The organism is Brevundimonas sp., from assembly GCF_035626975.1.
Taxonomy (GTDB): Bacteria; Pseudomonadota; Alphaproteobacteria; order Caulobacterales; family Caulobacteraceae; genus Brevundimonas.
In genome coordinates this window covers 117,571-136,741 of sequence record NZ_DASPMQ010000055.1, presented here as the reverse complement: position 1 = coordinate 136,741, position 19,171 = coordinate 117,571, and the positions used below count along the sequence as shown (strand labels likewise).

Below are 19,171 nucleotides of genomic sequence, written 5' to 3'. Positions count from 1 at the left end.
AGCATCTCGACGAGCTCGACAGGAGCGGCCGGCGGCTGTGTCGCCTGCAGCTCCCGAACGAGGCCGCGCACGGCAGCTTCGTCGCTCCAGCGATGTACGAAATCGACGCGCTAAGCGACTTGAATCGGGAGAACTTCGGGCCAATCCTTCACGTCGTCCGTTATTCAGCGGACGAGCTCGGCAAGGTGGTCGAGGCGATCAACGCCACCGGCTACGGGCTGACACTCGGGTTGCAGAGCCGGATCGATACCGTCGGCGACTTCGTCGAACAGCGCGCCCGCGTCGGCAACCTGTACATTAACCGCAACCAGATCGGCGCCGTCGTGGAGAGCCAGCCGTTCGGCGGCGAGGGCCTCAGCGGCACCGGCCCCAAGGCCGGCGGCCCCTACAGCCTGATCCGCTACGCCTCCGAAAAGGCCATCAGCAACAACATCTCCGCCCAGGGCGGCGACCCGGCGCTGCTGAACCTGTAGTGAGGACGGCCGGCGACAGGCGCCGGGGGTGCGAGGCCGCCCCCCGGCGCCCGGCTCCTATTCCTTGATCGCCTTGAGCGACAGGTCGACATCCGCCGTCAGGCCGTCGGGGCTCACACACATCATGTAGATGGCGGGATCGCTGCAGACCCAGTGCCCTGGGCTGGTGTCGCCGCCGCTGGCCCAGAAGCAGCCCGAGCGCAGCATGCACTCGTCGTTCGGATTGGCGGCCGCGGCCGTCGGCATCACGGCGAACGCGGAAGCGGCCAGCATAGAGGCCAGGACGATTTTCTTCAGCATAGCTTCCTCTCCTATGGCTGTATTGCCACCGCTCGATACCTCACGGTTGCGCGAAGGAACACAACTCACAAGGGCGTGTGCTTAACGCCTTCAGCGGGAGGCGCCAGCTCCGCGAGCCGGGACAGGCGCGTCAAGGATCGTCGAAGAGGTCGCAGGCCGACCACTCTCCCAACTGAACCCTCTCGCCCTCCACCACCCAGCGCAAAGCCTGTATCCGCAGCCTGATCGCCCCGGCCGGCAGCCGCGACTGAAGGTACAGCTGGCCCCCGGGCGCCAGTCGTTCGGCCCGACCGCCGAGGCCGCCCGCCGCCCGGCCATTCCGGTCGAGAAAGCGGATCTCGACCGCCACGTCGATACACGGACCGTCGGCGCGGTTGGTCAGCGCCCCGCGCCAGGTCCGGCCGCCGAGGGGCTCCCGCACCAGCTCGCTGCGGGTCAGGACCACATCGCCCCGGCTGTCGGCGGCCTCCGCCTTCATCGCCATCGCCCTAGTGGAGGAAGCCGACAGCGGCCTCGGCCCAGAGGAGGGCGACGACCGCGACGATGAACAGGGCGAAGCCGATGCGGACCACGGGATTGCCCACGCGCCAGGCGACCAGCTCGATCGCGAGGCCGCCGCCGATCAGCAGCACGCCGGCGAAGACGAAGTCGCTCGCGGTCCAGTTCACCTGATTGGTGAACCGCATGGCCACCGCGGGGGTCAGCAGAACCAGGGCGACCGCCCCCCACCCCATCGGCCGCAGGACCTTCCAGAGCCGGTCCAGGTCGTCGTTCGTCACAGTCATCTCGTCCCTCCACGTCGTCATCGACGCCCGGACGATGCCGCGGGCGACTCTGTGAGGCATGAGCGAATTGTGAGGTCTTGCTGAAAAGCGCCGGCGGCGGGGTTCAGCCGGCCGCCGGCGCCACGTAGATGGTGCAGGTCGAGGCCCCGCCGGTTAGCGGATTGTCGAACGCCACCACCTCGGCCCGGGCCGCCGGAAACACCGACGCCAGCACGGCGAGAAAGTCGTCGTCCGGCCCCTCGTCGGACCACATGGCGAAAACGCCCCGGCCGGTCAGACCCTCCCGCACCCGCGCCAGCCCGTCCCGCGAATAGAAGCGGGCATGGTCCGGGTGCAGCAGCTTGCGCGGCGAATGATCGATGTCGAGCAGCACGGCGTCATAGCGTTCGCCCGCCGCCCGCGGCGCGTCGAACCAGCCGAAGAAGTCGCCCAGCGTCAGCCGGCAGCGCGGCTCCTGCCCGAGGCTCTCGCCCAGCGGCACCAGCCCCGCCTGATGCCATTCGATCACCGGCGCCAGGGCGTCGACCACCTCCACCGACGCCACGCGCGGATCGGCCAGCGCCTCGCGCGCCGTGTAGCCGAGGCCCAGGCCGCCGACGAGCACGCGCAGCCCGTCCCCTTCGGCCGCCGCCAGCCCGCGCACCGCCAGTTCGGTCTCCCCGACCGTGAACAGGCTCGACATCAGATGTTCGTCGCCGAGGATCACCTCCACCACGTCCGCATCGATGGCGGCCACCCAGCGCCGCCTCAGCACCAGCGGCCCCATGGCGGTGGGGCGATAGTCCAGTTCCTCGATCAACCGTCCCATGTCGCCTCCGGTTCGCCCGCGCGGGCGCCGCCGTCTGCTTAGCAGTCCCCCGGGCCGCCGCAATGCGGTTCAGGGGCGAGTCGGCGGGCGAAAGTCCCTCGCCGCGCGAGCCGTATTGCAACCGGCGCGTACGCGTGACACCGTTATCGTCTATCCCGACGGGGACGGTCGGGGGCGGCCTTCTCCTGCACGCCCGTCAGCACCCTCGAGGATCTTCGATGACCGCCCACCTTTCCAACGGACGCACGTCCGCGTCCGCGCTCGACTCCGTCCTTCTGGACCAGGCCCCGGCCCCGACGTGGGTCACGGCCCTGAAGCAGGGCGCCGCACCGGGTCCGCTGGCCGCCGCGGCCGACCCGTCCGGTCCCCAGGCCTTCGCCGGCACGGGCGGCCCCGTCGTGGGCTTTTCGACGCGGATCGGAAGCGAGATCCTGACCAATACGGCGACCGTGGGCGGCCAGACCCAATACCAGATGACCATGCTGTCGAACGGCGGCTTTGTCGTCACATGGATGGACGCCAGCGTGGGCGACGGCGGCGCGACCGGCGACGCCAGCGGCAACGCGATCAAGGCCCAGGTGTTCGACGCCTTCGGGGCCATGGTCGGGACCGAGATCCTCGTCAACACCGCGACGACGAGCAGTCAGTCGGGGGCCCAGATCACCGCCCTGTCCGCCGGCGGCTTCGTGGTCACCTGGCAGGACCTCAGCCTCGGCGTTGGCGGCGCGACCGGCGACGCCAGCGGCAACGCCGTCAAGGCCCAGGTGTTCGACGCCGCCGGGGCCAAGGTCGGGACCGAGATCCTGGTCAACACCGCCACGACGACCCACCAGTCGGCGCCCCAGATCACCGCCCTGTCCGACGGCGGCTTCGTGGTCACCTGGACGGACGCCAGCGCGGGCGTCGGCGGCGCGACCGGCGACACCAGCGGCAACGCCGTCAAGGCCCAGGTGTTCAACGCCGCCGGGGCCATGGTCGGGACCGAGATCCTCGTCAACACCGCGACGACAAACAGTCAGTCGGTGGCCCAGATCACCGCCCTGTCCGACGGCGGCTTCGTGGTCACATGGCTGGACTCCAGCACCGGCGTCGGCGGCGCGACCGGCGACGCATCCGGTTTCGCGGTCAAGGCGCAGGTGTTCGACGCCGCCGGGGCCATGGTCGGGACCGAGATCCTGGTCAACACCGCCACGGCGAATAACCAGTCGGCGCCCAAGATCGCCGCCCTGTCCGACGGCGGCTTCGTCGTCACGTGGCAGGACTTCAGCGCGGGCGTCGGCGGCGCCACCGGAGACGCCAGTAGTGGGGCCATCAAGGCCCAGGTGTTCAACGCCGCCGGCGCCATGGTGGGGACCGAGATCCTGGTCAACACCGCCACGGCGAACAACCAGCAGACCTCCCAGATCACCGCCCTGACGAACGGCGGCTTCGTGGTCACCTGGCAGGACTCCAGCTTCGGCGTTGGCGGCGCGACCGGCGACGCCAGCGGCAACGCCGTCAAGGCCCAGGTGTTCAACGCCGCCGGCGCCAAGGTCGGGAGCGAGATCCTGGTCAACACCGCGACGGCGAACGCCCAGCAGTTAGCCCAGATCACCGCCCTGTCCGACGGCGCCTTCGCGATCACCTGGCAGGACTCAAGCCTGGGCGTTGGCGGCGCCACCGGCGACGCCAGCGGCCCCGCGATCAAGACCCAGATCTTCCGGGGCACGCAGTGGGCGGTCGAACAGATTCCGCTGGATCTGCAGTACATCGGCTTCACGCTCAGCGATCCGGACGCGGCCGACGTGCTGACCGTCACCCTGTCGACCGACTACGGCATCCTCACCCTCGATTCCAGCGAACTCAGCATCGGCGTGGACGGCTCGGGCACGGCGACCCTGACCCTCACCGGCACGGCGGCCGAGATCGGCCAGGTGATCGGCGACGGCGCGTGGGGCGGCCTGCTGACCTTCACCGCCAACACCGACACGCCCCCGGCCCTGGCCACCCTGACCCTGACCGCCGACGACGGCGCCGGCGGCGTGGCCGTGACCTCGGCGCCCATCCTCATCACCGGCACGTTCGACCTTGCCGCCGCCACCGCCGGCGCCGACGCGATCACCGGCTCGGCCGCGAACGAGACTATCAACGGCCTCGACGGCGACGACACTCTGGACGGCGGCGGCGGCAACGACACCCTGACCGGCGGCGCCGGCCTCGACAGCCTGATTGGCGGCGACGGCGTGGACACGGCCCGCTACTTCGGCAACGCGGTCGGCGTCGACGCCAATCTCGGCCGCGGCGACGCCCGCGAGGCCGGCGTGATCGTCGACACCTTCAGCGGCATCGAGAACCTGACCGGCTCGGCCTTCAACGACGTGCTGATCGGCAACGCCGGCGCCAACTACCTGGACGGCGGAACGGGCACGGACGTCCTGATCGGTCAGGGCGGCGACGACCTCCTGTTCGGCGGAACCGGGGCGCCCAACGAGCTCTACGGCGGTCTGGGCGACGACACCTATTTCGTCGGCGCCAACGACACCGTCATCGAGAACGCCGGCGAGGGGACCGACACCGTCTCCACCGTCCCCGAGACCTATGTCCTCAGGGCCAATGTCGAGAACCTGACCTACACCGGATTCGTGAACTTCCACGGCACGGGCAACGCCTCGGACAATGTGCTGACCAGCCGCACGGGCGCCGACGTGCTGATCGGGCGCGGCGGGAACGACGTCCTGAACGGCGGCAACGGGATCGACCGGGCCGACTATGCGCTGGCCGCCACCGGCGTGACCGCCAGCCTGACACTCGGGACCGCGTCGGACGACGGCGACGGCGGCTCGGACGTCCTGAACGGCATCGAGAACCTGGGCGGCTCCGCCTTCAACGACACGCTGACCGGCGGCGCCGGCGTCAATGTGCTGACGGGCGGCTATGGGGACGACGTGCTGCAGGGCCGAGGCGGCAACGACCAGCTGTTCGGCGGCCCCGGCAGCGATACGGCCTCCTGGGCCGACGCCGGTGCGGCCGTGACGGTGCGGCTGAACGCCAACTCGGCCTCCGACGGCGAGGGCGGCACGGATACGCTGAACGCCATCGAGCACGCCACCGGCTCGGCCTTCAACGATCTGCTGGTCGGCAACGCCGTGGACAACACGCTGAGAGGCGGCCTCGGCCGCGATACCCTGCTCGGCCAGGCCGGCAACGACGTCCTGATCGGCGGCTCCGGCGCCGCCAACCAGATGCAGGGCGGCCTCGGCGATGACTGGTATGTCGTCGAGGCGGTCGGCGACACGGTGATCGAGCTGGCCGGCGAGGGGACCGACCGGGTCGAAACCACGCTGGACCGCTACACCCTGCGCGCCCACATTGAGGACCTGAGCTACGCCGGTTCGGGCAATTTCACCGGCGTCGGCAACACCTCGAACAATGTGATCACCGGCGGGACGGGCAACGACACCCTGACCGGCGGCCAGGGCGACGACACCCTGAACGGCTTCGCCGGGGACGACACCGTCGTCCTGTCGGGCCTGTTCGCCGACTATCTGATCGTCGACCGCGGCGACGGCTCCTTCGACGTGACCGACAGCGTGGGCGGGCGCGACGGCGTCGACCGGCTGATCGGCATCGACCACATCCGCTTCGCCAATGGCCAGGTGATCGATGTCGTTGCAGCGCCGGCCCCTGCCCCGATCGTCTCCGCCAAGGACGCCGGGCCGCAGACCCTGCCCGGCCTGTCCGGCGACGGCTTCCTCCTCGACGGCGACGCCGATCTGCCGCTCGTTCTGCCGGCGATGGACGATCCGTCCGCCGAGGCGCGCGGTTTCGACGGCCTCGCCGCCCGCCTCGACGGCTTCATGCTGACGCTGGGCGAGGACCGAAACCCGCTTCAATGGCACGGCTTCGAGGGCAGCAGGGGCGACGACGGCTGGGCCTTCTGACCCGAACTCCGGATCGGCGCGGTTTCCAGATGACGACGGTCTGGTGATCGCGCCCCCGCCGGCCCGGCATCGTGGTCGGCGGAACGCCTGCGGATCAGCCTTTCGGCCAGCCGCCCGCCCGGCTCAGCGCGCTGGGCGCGGGGCGGCCGATCTTCTCGCCGATCCAGCGCGCGGTTCCGATCAGGGCGTCGAGGTCGTAGCCGGTCTCGAACCCCGCCCGCTCCAGCATGTAGACCAGGTCCTCGGTGGCGGTGTTGCCCGTGGCCCCCGGGGCGAACGGGCAGCCGCCGATGCCGCCCACCGAGGCGTCCAGCACGTCGACGCCGGCCTCGACGCCGGCGTAGGCGTTGGCCAGGCCGGTGTTGCGGGTGTCGTGGAAATGCAGCCGCAGCACCGCCTCCGGCGCCGCCTTGCGCGCCGCCTCGACCTTGCGCGTCACGCTCCATGGATCGCCGACGCCGATGGTGTCGGCCAGGGCGATCTCCCCGACTCCCAGTTCGGCGATCCGCCCGACGAGGTCCGCGACCTGTCCGACCGAAACCTCGCCGTCGAACGGGCAGCCCCAGACGCAGCTGAGGGTGGCCGACAGCGACGGGCCCGCGCCGGCGCCGCCTTCCGAATTGGCCCGCCCCGTCATGATGTCCGACAGCATGGAGACCTGCTGGTCGACGCCCATGCCCTGGTTCTTCAGCCCAAAGCCGTCGGTGACCGACATGGCCACATTGACCTCGTCGACGCTGGTTCCCAGCGCCCGGTCGTAGCCCTTGCCGTTCAGCACCAGGCCGATGCGGCTGCGCCCCGCCTCGGGGGGCAGGGCGGCCATGACCGCTTCCGCCCCGGCCATTTGCGGCACGTATTTCGGATGCACAAAGCTGACCGCCTCGATGCGCCGCGCGCCGGCCGCCTCCAGCCGCCGCACCAGATCGGCGCGGACGGCGGGCTCGAGGATGGCCGCCTCGTTCTGCAGCCCGTCGCGCGGGCCGACCTCGACGATGGTGATCCGGCGGCTCACCGCCCCGCGCCCCGTGTCGCCCCGCTTCCCGCCGGGGCGTAGACCGTCAGGCTGACGTCGTCGCCGCGCGAATAGTTGTGACCGTTGACCACCCCCACCGCCCGGCCGGTGACGCCCAGATCGGCCGAGGCCTGTCGGAAGGCGTCGGCGTCGCGCGCCTCGACGATCACGGGCCGGCCCTCGGCCAGGGCCCGGGCCGCGCCCGCGGCGTCGGTCAGCTCGGTCTCGCGCCCGGTCAGGAAGACGAAGCTCGGCTCGTGGAAGCCGGTGATGGCCACCGGCCCCGGCCGTCCCTGGCGCGGATGCAGGTCGGCCCGCTCCAGCACCTGTTGCAGCTGCGGCGCTATGGCCAGGGGACGCAGCTGACGGATGGTTCCGGCCAGCGCCGCATGGGCCACCAGCCCCAGGGCGATCGAGACGACCACCGCCGTCACCGCCGCCCGGTGCAGCAGCAGGAAGGCCCCGATCAGCGCCGCCAGCGCCGCGAACACGATGGTGAGGGTCGCCCAGGTCTGCGCCGTCGACCGCCCGTATTCGGTCAAGCCGTAGACGGTGATGACGATAATCGCCAGCCCGCTGACCACCGACAGCGCCGCGCCGGAATAGCGCGAGATCGGGCCGATCGGCCGCGTCAGCGCCGCCGCCGCCAGCAGGGCGATCGCCCCGAACGTCGGCAATGTGTAGTGGGCCAGCTTGGTCGGGGTCAGCTCGAAGATCAGCCAGGCCGGAACCAGCCAGCAGACCAGGAACCGCACCGCCGGCTCGGCCCGCCTGTGCCAGCCGGTCGACAGCGCCGCCGGCAGCAGCAGCGCCGTCGGGAACAGCAGCACCGGCGCCAGCAGCAGGAAATATCCCGGCGCCGCGCCATGGCTCTCGTGCCCGCCGGAGATCTTCGGGGCCAGGTCGCCCATGATCGCCTCGCGCCAGAAGCCGCCGTCGGTGGCGATGGTGATGGCGATCGCCCACGGCCCGACGATCAGGGCGGTCAGCGGCAGGCCCCAGCCCCAGCCCAGCCGGCCCAGCCATTTGACGTCCCTGTCCCACAGCGACAGCAGCAGGACGGCCGGAACCACCACGATCAGGCCGATCGGCCCCTTGATCAGGATCGACAGGCCCAACCCCAGCCAGAACAGCAGCTTGTGCGGTCGTCGCGGCTTCTCTCCGGCCCGCGTCGCCAGATAGATCCGCGCCAGACCCGCCATGGCCATGGTCACCGAGGCGCACAGCATGGCGTCGGTCTTGGCGATGCCCGCCTCGGTCGACAGCAGGAAGGTCGCCCCCAGCATGGCCCCGGCGAGGAACCCGGCCCGCTGCCCGAACATCGCCGCCCCGGCCCAGGCGCAGGCCGCCGCCGCCAGCATGGCCCCGAGGATCGACGGGATGCGGTAGGGCTGGATGTCGCGCGCCTCGACGCTGGACGTCGCCGCCACCGCCGCCGCCTGCAGCCAGTAGATGCCGACCGGCTTCTTCCATCGCGGCTCGTCCTGGAAGCGGATGTCGATGTAGTCGCCGCTCTCCAGCATCTGCGACGTGGCCTGGGCGTAGCGGCTCTCGTCGCGGTCCAGCGGCGGCAGCAGCATCAGCACCGGCAGGCCGGCGAACAGGGCGACCAGGGCCGCCAGCAGCGGGCCCCGCCAGCCGGCGATGAATCGGTCGAGATCGGGGCGCATCATGTTCATCTTCCTAACACGCCGTTTCGGGCCGCGTCATGGTCCACGCAAAGCGCCCCGCGCGGGCGCCTCCCGCTGCGTCGCGAACTCCGCTAGACAGCGCCCATGACCGAAGCCGCTCCCGACATCTCCGTCGTCGTTCCCGTGCATGACGAGGAGGGCGCCGCCGGCCCCCTGGCCCGCGAGATCGCCGCCGCCTTCGCCGGCCGCGCCTATGAGATGGTCTTCGTCGACGACGCCTCGCGGGACGGCACCCTGGCCGAGCTGCGCGGCCTGATGGCCGAGCTGCCGGCCCTGCGCGTGCTCAGCCACGGCGCCAACGCCGGCCAGAGCCGCGCCGTGCGCACCGGCGTGCTGGCCGCCCGCGCCCCGATCGTCGTCACCCTCGACGGCGACGGCCAGAACCCGCCCGCCGACGCGCCCCGCCTCGCCGACCTGCTGGCCGCCTCGCCCTCGACTGTGGCCCTGGTCGGCGGCGTCCGCGCCCGCCGCCAGGATTCCGAAGCCAAGCGCTGGGCCTCGGTCTGGGCCAACCGCATCCGCAAGCGCCTGCTCTCGGACGACGCCGACGACACCGGCTGCGGCCTCAAGGCCTTCCGGCGCGACGTCTTCCTGCGCCTGCCGTACTTCGACCACCTGCACCGCTATCTGCCGGCGCTGATGATCCGTGAGGGCTACGAGAACCGCTACCTCGACGTCGGCCACCGCCACCGCGAGACCGGCCGGTCGAAATACACCAACTGGGGCCGGCTGGTGGCGTCGCTGTCCGACCTGCTCGGCGTGATGTGGCTCAAGTCGCGCTCGCGGCGCCCCGGCGCCATCTCCGAATTCTGACCGTTCGCCCCGCGGGCGAGCAGACGTAGCGGTCCGGAGCGAACGGGGGTATTCATCGTTAACAAGCTCGGCCGTCGAGATTGGAGCCCTGACCCATGCTGATCGCCATCCCGCTTCTGTTCATCCCGGTCGTCTTCTACGCCATCGTCGTCCTGTCGGGCTGGGTGGGGACCGGCGGCGTCGCCGCGGCGGAGCAGGCGCTTCGCGACCCGCTGTTCTCTATCCCGATGGTCTCGGGCAGCGCCTGGAACGTCGGCACGGGCGACCTGATCCTGTTCCTGTCGCTGATCCTGCTGTTCTTCGAACTGCTCAAGTCGACCTCCAGCCAGAAGGTGGCCATCGTCAATCACGCCCTGTCGATGATCCTGTTCGTGTTCTGCCTGGTGGCCTTCCTGCTGTTCCCCGGCTTCGCCACCTCGACCTTCTTCCTGATCCTGACCATGGTCATGCTGGACGTGCTGGCCGGCTTCATCGTCACGATCATCTCGGCCCGCAAGGATCTCGAGTTCGGGGCGGGCTGAGAATCCTCCAGCCTTACCCGTCATCCTCGGGCTTGACCCGAGGATCAGATGTCGGGCCCGGCTGTGCGGTAGAGACGGCCCCGCAGGCGAGACCGCCTGTCGTTCACTGTGCACCGGACGGTCTGATCCTCGGGTCAAGCCCGAGGATGACGGTCGATGGGGCCGGGTCGGTCTAGGTCTGGCTGTCCTCGTCCACCGGCAGGACGTGCGGCGCCTGCGGCCGCGCCGCCTGGCGCCGCTGGATGGCGTAGGCGACCAGCCACAGCGCCATGGCCCAGGCCGCGCCGACGCTCCAGCCCGCCAGCACGTCGGTGGCCCAGTGCGCCGCCAGATAGACCCGGGTCAGGCCCACGATCAGCGTCAGCAGCACCGCCACCCCGATGACATAGGCCTTGAACCGCTTCTGCGGGAAGGCCCGGGTCAGCATCACGCCGATGCTCAGGTAGAACACCGCTGACAGCAGGCTGTGGCCGGACGGGAAGCTGGCGCTCATCGTCTCCACCGCCCGCAGCGCCTCCGGCGGCCGGTCGCGCCCGAACAGCGCCTTCAGCCCCTCGCTCAGCGCCACGCCGCCGATCAGGCCCAGCCCCAGCAGCAGGGCCGACAGCCGCTTGCGCTGCAGAACCAGGAATCCGGTCACGATCACCGCGAACAGGCTCAGCACCGCGGTGCCGCCCAGGGCGGTCAGGTCCATCGCCGCCGTCTCCAGCCAGCCGGGCCCCCAGGGGTCGAGCGCGGTCGCGTTCGGCCGCAGGGCCTCGAGCACCGCCTCGTCGAAGGCCCGGCCGTCCGCCTCGGTCATGTCGTCGGCCAGTTCGACGAAGGTCATCACCCCCAGCGCCACGATGAACAGGGCGCTGATGGCGGCGATCTCGGTGCGCGCGATGCGCAGCGCGCGGCGGGCGAAAGCGGCGATCTGGTCCGGGGTCATCGGGCCGAAACGGTCCCGCTTGCGGGACGTTCCCCTCACGCGTTCGTGATGAGAAAATCGGCGCCCCGGCGGCGCCTCTGTCATGCCGTCGTCGCGGCCTGTCCACAGGCTCATCCCCCGCCTTGAGGCCGATTCGCCCAGAAAGTGATCGTCAACCCCGTTGACGGTTGGTTAGCCATCTGCGCCCCATATGTGGGCTTGGGGAGCGCTTCGGCCACTAGATGATGTGGTCGGTGGCGCGAACGACTTAATCGATCAGTTCAGGGCAGTGACCATTATGGCCGGCGGCGAAGCGTTGAAGACGGTGGATTTCCAGTCGGTTGCGGCTGCGGACGCCGCTGATCGACCCCACCTGAAGGTGGTGCCCTCGATCCAGCTCGACCGGTCCCGCGACGACCTCCTGACCGACTTCGGCAAGAAGACGCTCGAGGATCGCTACCTGCTGCCCGGCGAGAGCTACCAGGACATGTTCGCCCGGGTCGCCACGGCCTACGCCGATGACCCGACCCAGAATCCGGGCCACGCCCAGCGCGTCTACGACTACATGTCGAAGCTGTGGTTCATGCCGGCCACCCCGGTTCTGTCCAACGGCGGCGCCGACCGCGGCCTGCCGATCTCCTGCTTCCTCAACGCCGTCGGCGACAGCCTCGACGGCATCCAGTCGGTCTGGAACGAGAACGTCGCCCTCGCCTCGAACGGCGGCGGCATCGGCACCTACTGGGGCGGCGTCCGCTCCATCGGCGAGAAGGTCAAGGGCGCCGGCCAGACCTCCGGCATCATCCCCTTCATCCGGGTCATGGACTCCCTGACCCTGGCCATCAGCCAGGGCTCGCTGCGCCGCGGCTCGGCCGCCGTCTATCTCGACGTCCACCATCCCGAGATCGAGGAATTCCTCGAGATCCGCAAACCGTCGGGCGACTTCAACCGCAAGTCCCTGAACCTGCACCACGGCATCAACATCTCCGACGCCTTCATGGAGGCGGTCCGCGACGGCAAGCCGTTCAACCTGCTGTCGCCCAAGGACCAGGCCGTCATCAAGACAGTCGACGCCCGCACCCTGTGGCAGAAGATCCTCGAGATCCGCCTGCAGACCGGCGAGCCCTATCTGATCTTCTCCGACACCGTGAACCGCCAGATGCCGCAGCATCAGCGCGACCTCGGCCTGTCGGTCAAACAGTCCAACCTGTGCTCCGAAATCACCCTGCACACCGGCCGCGACCATCTCGGCGTCGACCGCACCGCGGTCTGCTGCCTGTCCTCGGTCAACGCCGAGACCTTCCTCGAATGGCGCGAGGAGCCCCAGTTCATCGAGGACGTCATGCGCTTCCTCGACAATGTGCTGGAGGACTTCATCCGCCGCGCCCCGCCGGCCATGGCCGCGGCCGTCTATTCGGCCAAGCGCGAGCGCTCGGTCGGCCTCGGCCTGATGGGCTTCCACTCCTTCCTGCAGGCCCAGGGCGTGGCCTTCGAATCCGCCATGGCCAAGTCGTGGAACATGCGGCTGTTCAAGCACCTGCGCCGTGAGGCCGACAAGGCCAGCCGCCTGCTCGCCGAGGAGAAGGGCGCCTGCGAGGACGCCGCCGAGCGCGGCGTCATGGAGCGCTTCAGCCACAAGCTGGCCATCGCCCCGACCGCCTCGATCTCGATCATCTGCGGCGGGACCAGCGCCGGCATCGAGCCGATCCCGGCCAACATCTACACCCACAAGACCCTGTCGGGCTCGTTCGCGGTCAAGAACCCCTATCTGGAGAAGGTGCTGGGCGAGAAGGGCATCGACACCAGCGAGGTGTGGAATTCGATCCTCGAGCACGAGGGTTCGGTCCAGCATCTGGAAGGCCTGACCGACGACGAGAAGGCCATCTTCAAGACCGCCTTCGAACTGGACCAGCGCTGGATCGTCGAGTTGTCGGCCGACCGCGCCCCGGAAATCTGCCAGGCCCAGTCGATCAACCTGTTCATCCCGGGCGACGTCGACAAATGGGACCTGCACATGCTGCACTGGTCGGCGTGGGAGCGGGGCGTGAAGTCGCTTTACTACCTGCGCTCCAAGTCGGTGCAGCGCGCCGCCTTCGCCGGCGCCGAGAACAAGGCCGAGGTCGAGATCGACCCCAACCAGCCGGATCTCTTCAGCGCCGCCCGCACCGACTACGACGAGTGCCTCGCCTGCCAGTGAGGCCTCAGCGCCGCCCCGCCTCGACCCGCATCTGAAGCGGCGTGCGGGGCAGGCCGGCCATCGTCAGCCGGCCGTCCCGGTCCGTGTCCAGCGCGAGGAACCAGCGCTCGGTCGCCGTCGCCCATTCTTCGGCGGTCACCCTCTGGTCAATGTTGATGTCGGCGGCCTTGACCGGCTGCGGCAGGTTGAAGAAGCCGGCCTCGGCCACCGGACCGTAGCCGCCGGCCCACCCTCCCGCACCGCGACGCCGCACTCTGCCCGGGGGGCCGTTCTGCGGCGCCGGCTCCGCCAGGGTCATCGGCGCCGGCCGGTCGCCGCCGCGTCTCTGCGGCGGCGCGCCCTGCCCCGGTCCGTGGGCCAGCAGCCGCAGGCGGGCTTCGTAGGCGGCCAGTTCCGCCTGGTCGAGCCGGCCGCTCCGGTCCTGATCCAGGTCGCCGAACCAGCGTCGGCCATCCGCCGCGAACTCCTCGAACGTCATGGCCTGGTCGAGGTCGATGTCCGCGCCGATGAACCAGTCGGAGACCGGCCACGGCTCCCCCGGCTCGGCCATGAAGGGTTCGCCGAAGGGGCTGATGAACATGGCGGTGCGCTGCGGCGCGTCCGTCCCGCCCGGACGCCCCGGCGGACCACTCGCGCAGGCGACGGTCGTCGCGGCCGCGGCCAACAGGGCGCTCCACGCGAGGATGCGGGCCGGGGATGCGGTGGGCTGGATCATGGCGTCTCGCAGGGAAGGACGGCCTTGAGGCTGTAAGCGCAATTGGACCCGGCGAAGGCGCGACTGTTTCAGGATCGAAACGAAGGGCGGACGAGCGCAATCCATCGACGCCCGCGCCGCCCCCTCCGTCCGGCCCGCTGATCGCGGCCCCGCCACCGCCCCGCGGGTGGGGAGGTGAAACCCCACCCTCACCTCCCACGCAGTGGGCGGCGCCGGCGCCATGACGCTGTGCTGACAATCCGGGAATCTATAGTCGGCTTCGGCGGATAATCTCCCGCCCTTTCAGCCACATCCCCGTTTCTCGAGACCATCTTCTGCGCATGGTTTTTCGCGGACGCATAATGGTCCCGATCGCCTCCGCCACCGGTCTTTGACAATCGAACCGCCGCCGCACCGTCAGAGGCGCGCCGGCGAATCAGACTCTTCAGACTGTTCAGACCCTGTTTTGAGTCTGAATCGCGCGCAGACCTCGTTCAGTCCAGCCGGTCGGCCTTCCTCAGCCCCGGGAACAGCCTGGCCCACACGCCCGTCGCCGCCAGCGCCCCGACCCCGCCGAACACCGCCGCTCCGATCGGCCCGAGGAACCGGACCATCAGCCCGGAGTAGGCCTCGCCCAGTTCGTTCGACGCGCCGATGAACAGCATGGACACCGAACTGACCCGGCCGCGCATGTGGTCGGGCGTCGACAACTGGATCAGGGTCTGGCGGATGTTGACGCTGATCATGTCCGCCGCGCCGCCGATCATCAGGGCGGCGGCGCTGATCCAGGCGATCTGCGACAGGCCGAAGACGATGGTGCAGACCCCGAACACGGCGACCGCCGCGAACATCCATTTGCCGCCATGTCTCACGATCGGGAACCGGGCCAGATACAGCGCCATCGTGAAGGCCCCGACCCCGAACGCCGCCCGCAACAGGCCGAAGCCTTCCGGTCCCACATGCAGGATATCGCGCGCGAAGATCGGGGTCAGCAGGGCCACCCCCGCGAACAGCACCACGATCAGATCCAGCGAGATCGCCCCCAGCACGACCTTGGTGGTCCAGACATACTTCAGGCCCTCCTTGACCGCCGCCCAGCGCCCCGGCCCGACCCCGACCCGCTCCGGCCTGCCGGAGGTGCGGATCAGCAGGAAGGCCGCCAGCCCGGTCAGGAACAGGCCCAGCGCCACGGCATAGGCCAGCGGCACATTGATCCCGACGATGACCCCCCCCAGCGCCGGCCCGGCGATGGCCCCGGTCTGGAAGGCGATCGACTGGGCGGCGATGGCCCTCGGCAGGGCCGCCCGTCCGACCACCATCGGCAGGAAGGCCTGGCTGGCCGGCGCCAGGAAGGCCCGGCACGCCCCGAACAGGCAGGCCACGGCCAGCAGCCCCCACAGCGGCGGCGACCCATGCACGGCCATACCGAGGAAGGCGACCGCGCACAGGGCTTCCACCGCGATCGAGGCGGCGACGGTGATCCGCCGGTCGCGCCGGTCGGCCATCTCGCCCGCCGGCAGGGTCAGGGCCAGCAGCGGAATGAACTGGGCCAGTCCGACCAGCCCCAGGTACAGGCTGGCCTCGGCGATCGGATGGTCGCGCCGCGCGATCTCATAGACCTGCCACAGCAGGGCCGACGACTGGATCTGGATGGCCAGCACGGCCGCGATCCGGCCGCCCCACAGCAGGCGGAAGTCGCGCAGCCGCCAGGGATTGGTTCCATGGGCCTCCCGCGCCGCCTCGACGACGGACGGGGTGATCGGCTCGGGGGCCTCAGGTGCGTCGGTCATGCTTCGGGTACGGAGTTCCGTCGCGATGGAAATAGCCGCCGGGGCGGAAGGTCATGTCGAGGTCGGGATAGTCGCCGCTGTCGCCCTCCGGACTGCGCGTGCCGACCTCCAGCAGGACCGCCTCGGCTCCCGACCGGTTCTCGATCCTGTGGCCGTTCGGCACCCCGGCCTTGAAGCCCGCGCAGTCGCCGGCCCTCAGCACGGTCTCCCCGTCGTCCTCGATCAGCACCACCTCGCCCTCGAGCACCCAGACGAACTCGTCCTCGCCCTCGTGCCAGTGCCGCTGGCTCGACCAGGCCCCGTCCGGCAGGCGCAGCAGATTGACCCCGAACTGGTCCAGCCCGACCGCGTCGCCCAGCCGCCAGCGCCGCCGCGCCTTGCACGGCCCCGCGAATTCCTCGGGATAGCCCGTCCCGTGTCCGGTCGGCGCGTTCTCGATGTCGATCTTCGGCATGGGAAGAAGCCTTCTCGCAATCGTCCGAACCCCCTAAAGCACAGGTCCATGAGCGCCGCATCACATCCCGTTATCGATCCTGTCGAACTGACCCGCGACCTGATCCGCAGACCCTCCGTCACCCCCGCCGACGAGGGGGCGATGGACATGCTCGAGCGCCTCCTGACCGGCCTCGGCTTTCACTGCCGGCGGATGCGCTTCGAGAATATCGAGAACCTCTACGCCCGGCGCGGCACGGCCTCGCCCAACCTCTGCTTCGCCGGCCATACCGACGTCGTCCCCACCGGTTCGACCGAGGCCTGGACCGCCGCTCCGTTCGAGGCCGAGGTCCGGGACGGCGTCCTCTACGGCCGCGGCGCCGTCGACATGAAGGGGGGCATCGCCGCCTGGATCGCCGCCGTCTCCCGCGTCCTCGCCGAGGGCGACCCGCCCGGCTCCCTCAGCTTCCTGATCACCGGCGACGAGGAAGGCCCCGCCCTGCACGGCACCAAACGGGTGGTCGAGACCCTGATGGCCGAGGGCGAGGTCATCGACGCCTGCGTCGTCGGCGAGCCGTCGTCCCAGCACGCGCTCGGGGACATGATCAAGATCGGCCGCCGCGGCTCGCTCAACACCTGGATCACCGTGCACGGCAAACAGGGCCACGTGGCCTACCCCGACCGCGCCGCCAATCCCGCCCCGGTCATGGCCCGGCTGCTGGCGCGGCTGGCCGACCACCGGCTGGACGACGGCTACCTGGGCTTCCAGCCGTCCAACCTCGAGATCACCACCATCGACATCGGCAATCCGGCCACCAACCTGATCCCGGCCGAGGCGAAGGCGCGGCTGAACATCCGTTTCAATCCGACCCACACCGGCGATGACCTGAGCGCCTGGCTCAACGCCATGGCCGGAGAGGCCCAGGCCGAAAGCGGCCTGCGCATCGAACTGGAGCACCTGTGCTCGGGCAACGCCTTCCTGACCGAGCCGGGCGCCTTCGTCACCGGCGTGCAGGACGCGGTCGAGGCCGCGACCGGCCGCCGCCCCGAGGCCTCGACCACGGGCGGCACCTCCGACGCCCGCTTCATCCGTTCGATGTGCCCGGTGCTCGAGCTCGGCCTCGTCGGCCAGACCATGCACCAGATCGACGAGCGCGTGCCCGTGACCGAGATCGAGGCGCTGACGGAGGTCTACCGCCGCGTCATCGGGACCTTCTTCGGGCGAACCTAGAGCAGCAGGTCGAGGCCCAGCAGGGCCGCGCCGAACATGGCGGCGAAGGCGACGACGAAATAGAAGATCTCACGCCGCGCGCTGCCCCGGCGCTCCAGCGTCATCGGCGGCATCTGGACCGGCAGGCTACCCATGGCGCACTCCCTCGGAAGGCGTGAGGATGCGCTCCGATCCTTGCCGGGGCGTTGAGAAACGTGGTTGCCGTCAAGGTCGCTCGAGGAAGCGCAGCGCCGTCAGCACATGCGCCTTGACCCCGACCGGCAGCACCTTCTCGTTGACGTCGAAGGCCGGCGAATGGTTCGGCGCCGCCGTCGCCGGATCGACCCCGTCGGGGCTGGCCCCGAGATGGTAGAACACCCCCGGGACCTCCTGCGACAGATAGCTGAAGTCCTCGGCCACCGTCGTCGGCGGCGCGCCCGCGTTGACGGCGCCCTCGCCCGCCGCCTCCTCCAGCACCGGCGCCAGCCAGGCCGACAGGTCCTCGTCGTTGAACACCAGCGCCGCGTTCTGGCGCACCGAGAAGTCGGCGGTCGCCCCCCAGGTCCCGGCGACATTGTCGATGGCGATCTCCGCCCGCCGCACCAGGTCATCGCGCTGCGCGACGTCGAAGGTTCTGAGCGTGCCCGACAGCACCGCCTGATCGGGAATGATGTTGTAGCGCACGCCGGCGTCCATCGTCGCGATGGTGAACACGGTCGGAGTCGTGGTCGGATCGATGGTCCGGGCGGTCAGGCCGTTGATCGTCTGGATCACATCGGCCGAGGCCGAGATGACGTCGATCCCCTTCCACGGCCAGGCCCCGTGCGTCTGCCGCCCGTGCAGGGTGATGTCGACGCGATCCGACGCCGCCATGAAGCCCCGCGGCCGGTACCAGATGGTCCCCGGCCGCCCGGGCAGGACGTGCAGGCCGAAGATCGCATCGGGCCGCGGATCGGCCAGCGCCCTCTGCTCGACCATCAGCGCCGCTCCGCCCTTGGGCTCGCCCGGAGGCGCGCCCTCCTCCGCCGGCTGGAAGATGAACACCACCGTGCCGGCGATCTGGTCCCTCATCCCGGCCAGCACCTCGGCGGCGCCCATCAGCATCGCCACGTGGGCGTCGTGCCCGCAGGCATGCGCCACCGGCACCGTGGCGCCCATGTAGGTCCCGGTCGCCGTCGAGGCGAACGGCAGGCCGGTCGCCTCCAGCACCGGCAGGGCGTCCATGTCGGCCCTCAGCGCCACCGTCCGGCCCGGCCGCGCGCCGCGCAGCACGCCGACCACGCCGGTCTTGCCGACGCCGGTGCGCACCTCCAGCCCCAGCGCCCGCAAATGGTCCGCGACCAGGGCGGCGGTGCGGGTCTCGGCGAAACCGAGTTCGGGGTTGGCGTGCAGATCGCGGCGCCAGGCCACCACCCTGGGCGTCACCGTCTCGACGGCCGCGGCGACCGCCTCCGCGGACTGGGCGTGGGCGGCGCCCCCGGGCAGGGCGAAGGCCATGGCGGCGGCTGTGGCGGCGAACAGGCGGCGGACGGTCATGACGGCTTCCCCGGTGAAGACGACCACCGTGCGCGGAGCCACCGCCCTTGCGCAAGAGGGCGGTGCGACCGGGGGTGACCCG

18 protein-coding genes are annotated in these 19,171 nt (G+C 70.4%); 6 read left to right on the top strand and 12 right to left on the bottom strand.

Annotated elements, in window-relative coordinates; translation table 11 throughout:
- A partial coding sequence (locus tag VEB62_RS14555) for an aldehyde dehydrogenase family protein (RefSeq protein WP_324801212.1) occupies positions 1-473 on the top strand: 473 nt, incomplete at its 5' end.
- 57 nt (positions 474-530) lie between these two features.
- Here the strand turns inward: VEB62_RS14555 and VEB62_RS14550 are convergent.
- From VEB62_RS14550 to VEB62_RS14535, 4 genes are all read right to left on the bottom strand, one after another.
- Entirely contained in the window at positions 531-773 is a 243-nt protein-coding gene (locus VEB62_RS14550; RefSeq protein ID WP_324801209.1) for a hypothetical protein, read from the bottom strand.
- 130 nt (positions 774-903) lie between these two features.
- Positions 904-1,251 carry a hypothetical protein gene (locus VEB62_RS14545; RefSeq protein ID WP_324801206.1) on the bottom strand — a complete coding sequence of 116 codons (348 nt, stop codon included), beginning with the start codon at positions 1,249-1,251 and terminating at the stop codon, positions 904-906.
- A 10-nt stretch (positions 1,252-1,261) separates the two neighbouring features.
- Positions 1,262-1,558 carry a hypothetical protein gene (locus VEB62_RS14540; RefSeq protein ID WP_324801203.1) on the bottom strand — a complete coding sequence of 99 codons (297 nt, stop codon included), beginning with the start codon at positions 1,556-1,558 and terminating at the stop codon, positions 1,262-1,264.
- 103 nt (positions 1,559-1,661) lie between these two features.
- On the bottom strand, positions 1,662-2,366 hold the full coding sequence (locus VEB62_RS14535) for a spermidine synthase family protein (protein ID WP_324801200.1): 705 nt from the start codon (positions 2,364-2,366) through the stop codon (positions 1,662-1,664).
- Positions 2,367-2,584: 218 nt separating this feature from the next.
- Between VEB62_RS14535 and VEB62_RS14530 the strand changes: the two genes are divergently transcribed.
- A complete protein-coding gene (locus VEB62_RS14530; RefSeq protein WP_324801198.1) occupies positions 2,585-6,286 on the top strand; it encodes a beta strand repeat-containing protein in 3,702 nt (1,233 codons plus the stop codon).
- Between the two features lie 94 nt (positions 6,287-6,380).
- On the opposite strand, the gene VEB62_RS14525 is transcribed toward VEB62_RS14530, so the two are convergent.
- Both VEB62_RS14525 and VEB62_RS14520 read right to left on the bottom strand, forming a co-directional pair.
- A complete protein-coding gene (locus VEB62_RS14525; RefSeq protein WP_324801195.1) occupies positions 6,381-7,298 on the bottom strand; it encodes a hydroxymethylglutaryl-CoA lyase in 918 nt (305 codons plus the stop codon).
- The gene (locus VEB62_RS14520; RefSeq protein WP_324801192.1) at positions 7,295-8,971 is read right to left on the bottom strand and encodes an ArnT family glycosyltransferase; all 1,677 of its coding nucleotides are present in this window, start codon (positions 8,969-8,971) and stop codon (positions 7,295-7,297) included. The genes VEB62_RS14525 and VEB62_RS14520 overlap by 4 nt, the downstream gene beginning before the upstream one ends.
- Before the next feature lie 102 nt (positions 8,972-9,073).
- Here VEB62_RS14520 and VEB62_RS14515 point away from each other — a divergent pair, with 102 nt between their 5' ends.
- Positions 9,074-9,802, top strand: a complete 729-nt coding sequence (locus VEB62_RS14515) for a glycosyltransferase family 2 protein (protein ID WP_324801189.1) — start codon at positions 9,074-9,076, stop codon at positions 9,800-9,802.
- A gap of 95 nt (positions 9,803-9,897) precedes the next feature.
- Positions 9,898-10,323 carry a hypothetical protein gene (locus VEB62_RS14510; protein WP_324801186.1) on the top strand — a complete coding sequence of 142 codons (426 nt, stop codon included), beginning with the start codon at positions 9,898-9,900 and terminating at the stop codon, positions 10,321-10,323.
- Between the two features lie 172 nt (positions 10,324-10,495).
- Here VEB62_RS14510 and VEB62_RS14505 read toward each other — a convergent pair whose 3' ends face one another.
- Complete coding sequence (locus VEB62_RS14505) at positions 10,496-11,293, bottom strand: phosphatase PAP2 family protein (RefSeq protein ID WP_324801184.1); 798 nt, start codon at positions 11,291-11,293, stop codon at positions 10,496-10,498.
- A gap of 238 nt (positions 11,294-11,531) precedes the next feature.
- Here VEB62_RS14505 and VEB62_RS14500 point away from each other — a divergent pair, with 238 nt between their 5' ends.
- Positions 11,532-13,427 carry a ribonucleoside-diphosphate reductase subunit alpha gene (locus VEB62_RS14500; RefSeq protein WP_324801218.1) on the top strand — a complete coding sequence of 632 codons (1,896 nt, stop codon included), beginning with the start codon at positions 11,532-11,534 and terminating at the stop codon, positions 13,425-13,427.
- Positions 13,428-13,431: 4 nt separating this feature from the next.
- On the opposite strand, the gene VEB62_RS14495 is transcribed toward VEB62_RS14500, so the two are convergent.
- The 3 genes from VEB62_RS14495 to VEB62_RS14485 all read right to left on the bottom strand — a co-directional run bounded on the left by VEB62_RS14495 (position 13,432) and on the right by VEB62_RS14485 (position 16,365).
- Positions 13,432-14,142, bottom strand: coding sequence for an EF-hand domain-containing protein (locus tag VEB62_RS14495; RefSeq protein ID WP_324801182.1), 711 nt, complete (start codon positions 14,140-14,142; stop codon positions 13,432-13,434).
- A 473-nt stretch (positions 14,143-14,615) separates the two neighbouring features.
- On the bottom strand, positions 14,616-15,911 hold the full coding sequence (locus VEB62_RS14490) for an MFS transporter (RefSeq protein ID WP_324801180.1): 1,296 nt from the start codon (positions 15,909-15,911) through the stop codon (positions 14,616-14,618).
- Positions 15,895-16,365, bottom strand: a complete 471-nt coding sequence (locus tag VEB62_RS14485; RefSeq protein WP_324801178.1) for a cupin domain-containing protein — start codon at positions 16,363-16,365, stop codon at positions 15,895-15,897. Before VEB62_RS14485 ends, VEB62_RS14490 begins: the two co-directional genes overlap by 17 nt.
- Positions 16,366-16,413: 48 nt before the next feature.
- Between VEB62_RS14485 and dapE the strand changes: the two genes are divergently transcribed.
- Positions 16,414-17,574, top strand: coding sequence for a succinyl-diaminopimelate desuccinylase (gene dapE, locus VEB62_RS14480; RefSeq protein ID WP_324801176.1), 1,161 nt, complete (start codon positions 16,414-16,416; stop codon positions 17,572-17,574).
- Here dapE and VEB62_RS14475 read toward each other — a convergent pair.
- A complete protein-coding gene (locus VEB62_RS14475; RefSeq protein ID WP_324801173.1) occupies positions 17,571-17,708 on the bottom strand; it encodes a hypothetical protein in 138 nt (45 codons plus the stop codon). The two genes, dapE and VEB62_RS14475, sit on opposite strands and share 4 nt — an antisense overlap.
- Positions 17,709-17,778: 70 nt before the next feature.
- Positions 17,779-19,089, bottom strand: a complete 1,311-nt coding sequence (locus VEB62_RS14470) for an amidohydrolase (protein WP_324801171.1) — start codon at positions 19,087-19,089, stop codon at positions 17,779-17,781.
- Positions 19,090-19,171 lie beyond the last annotated feature (82 nt).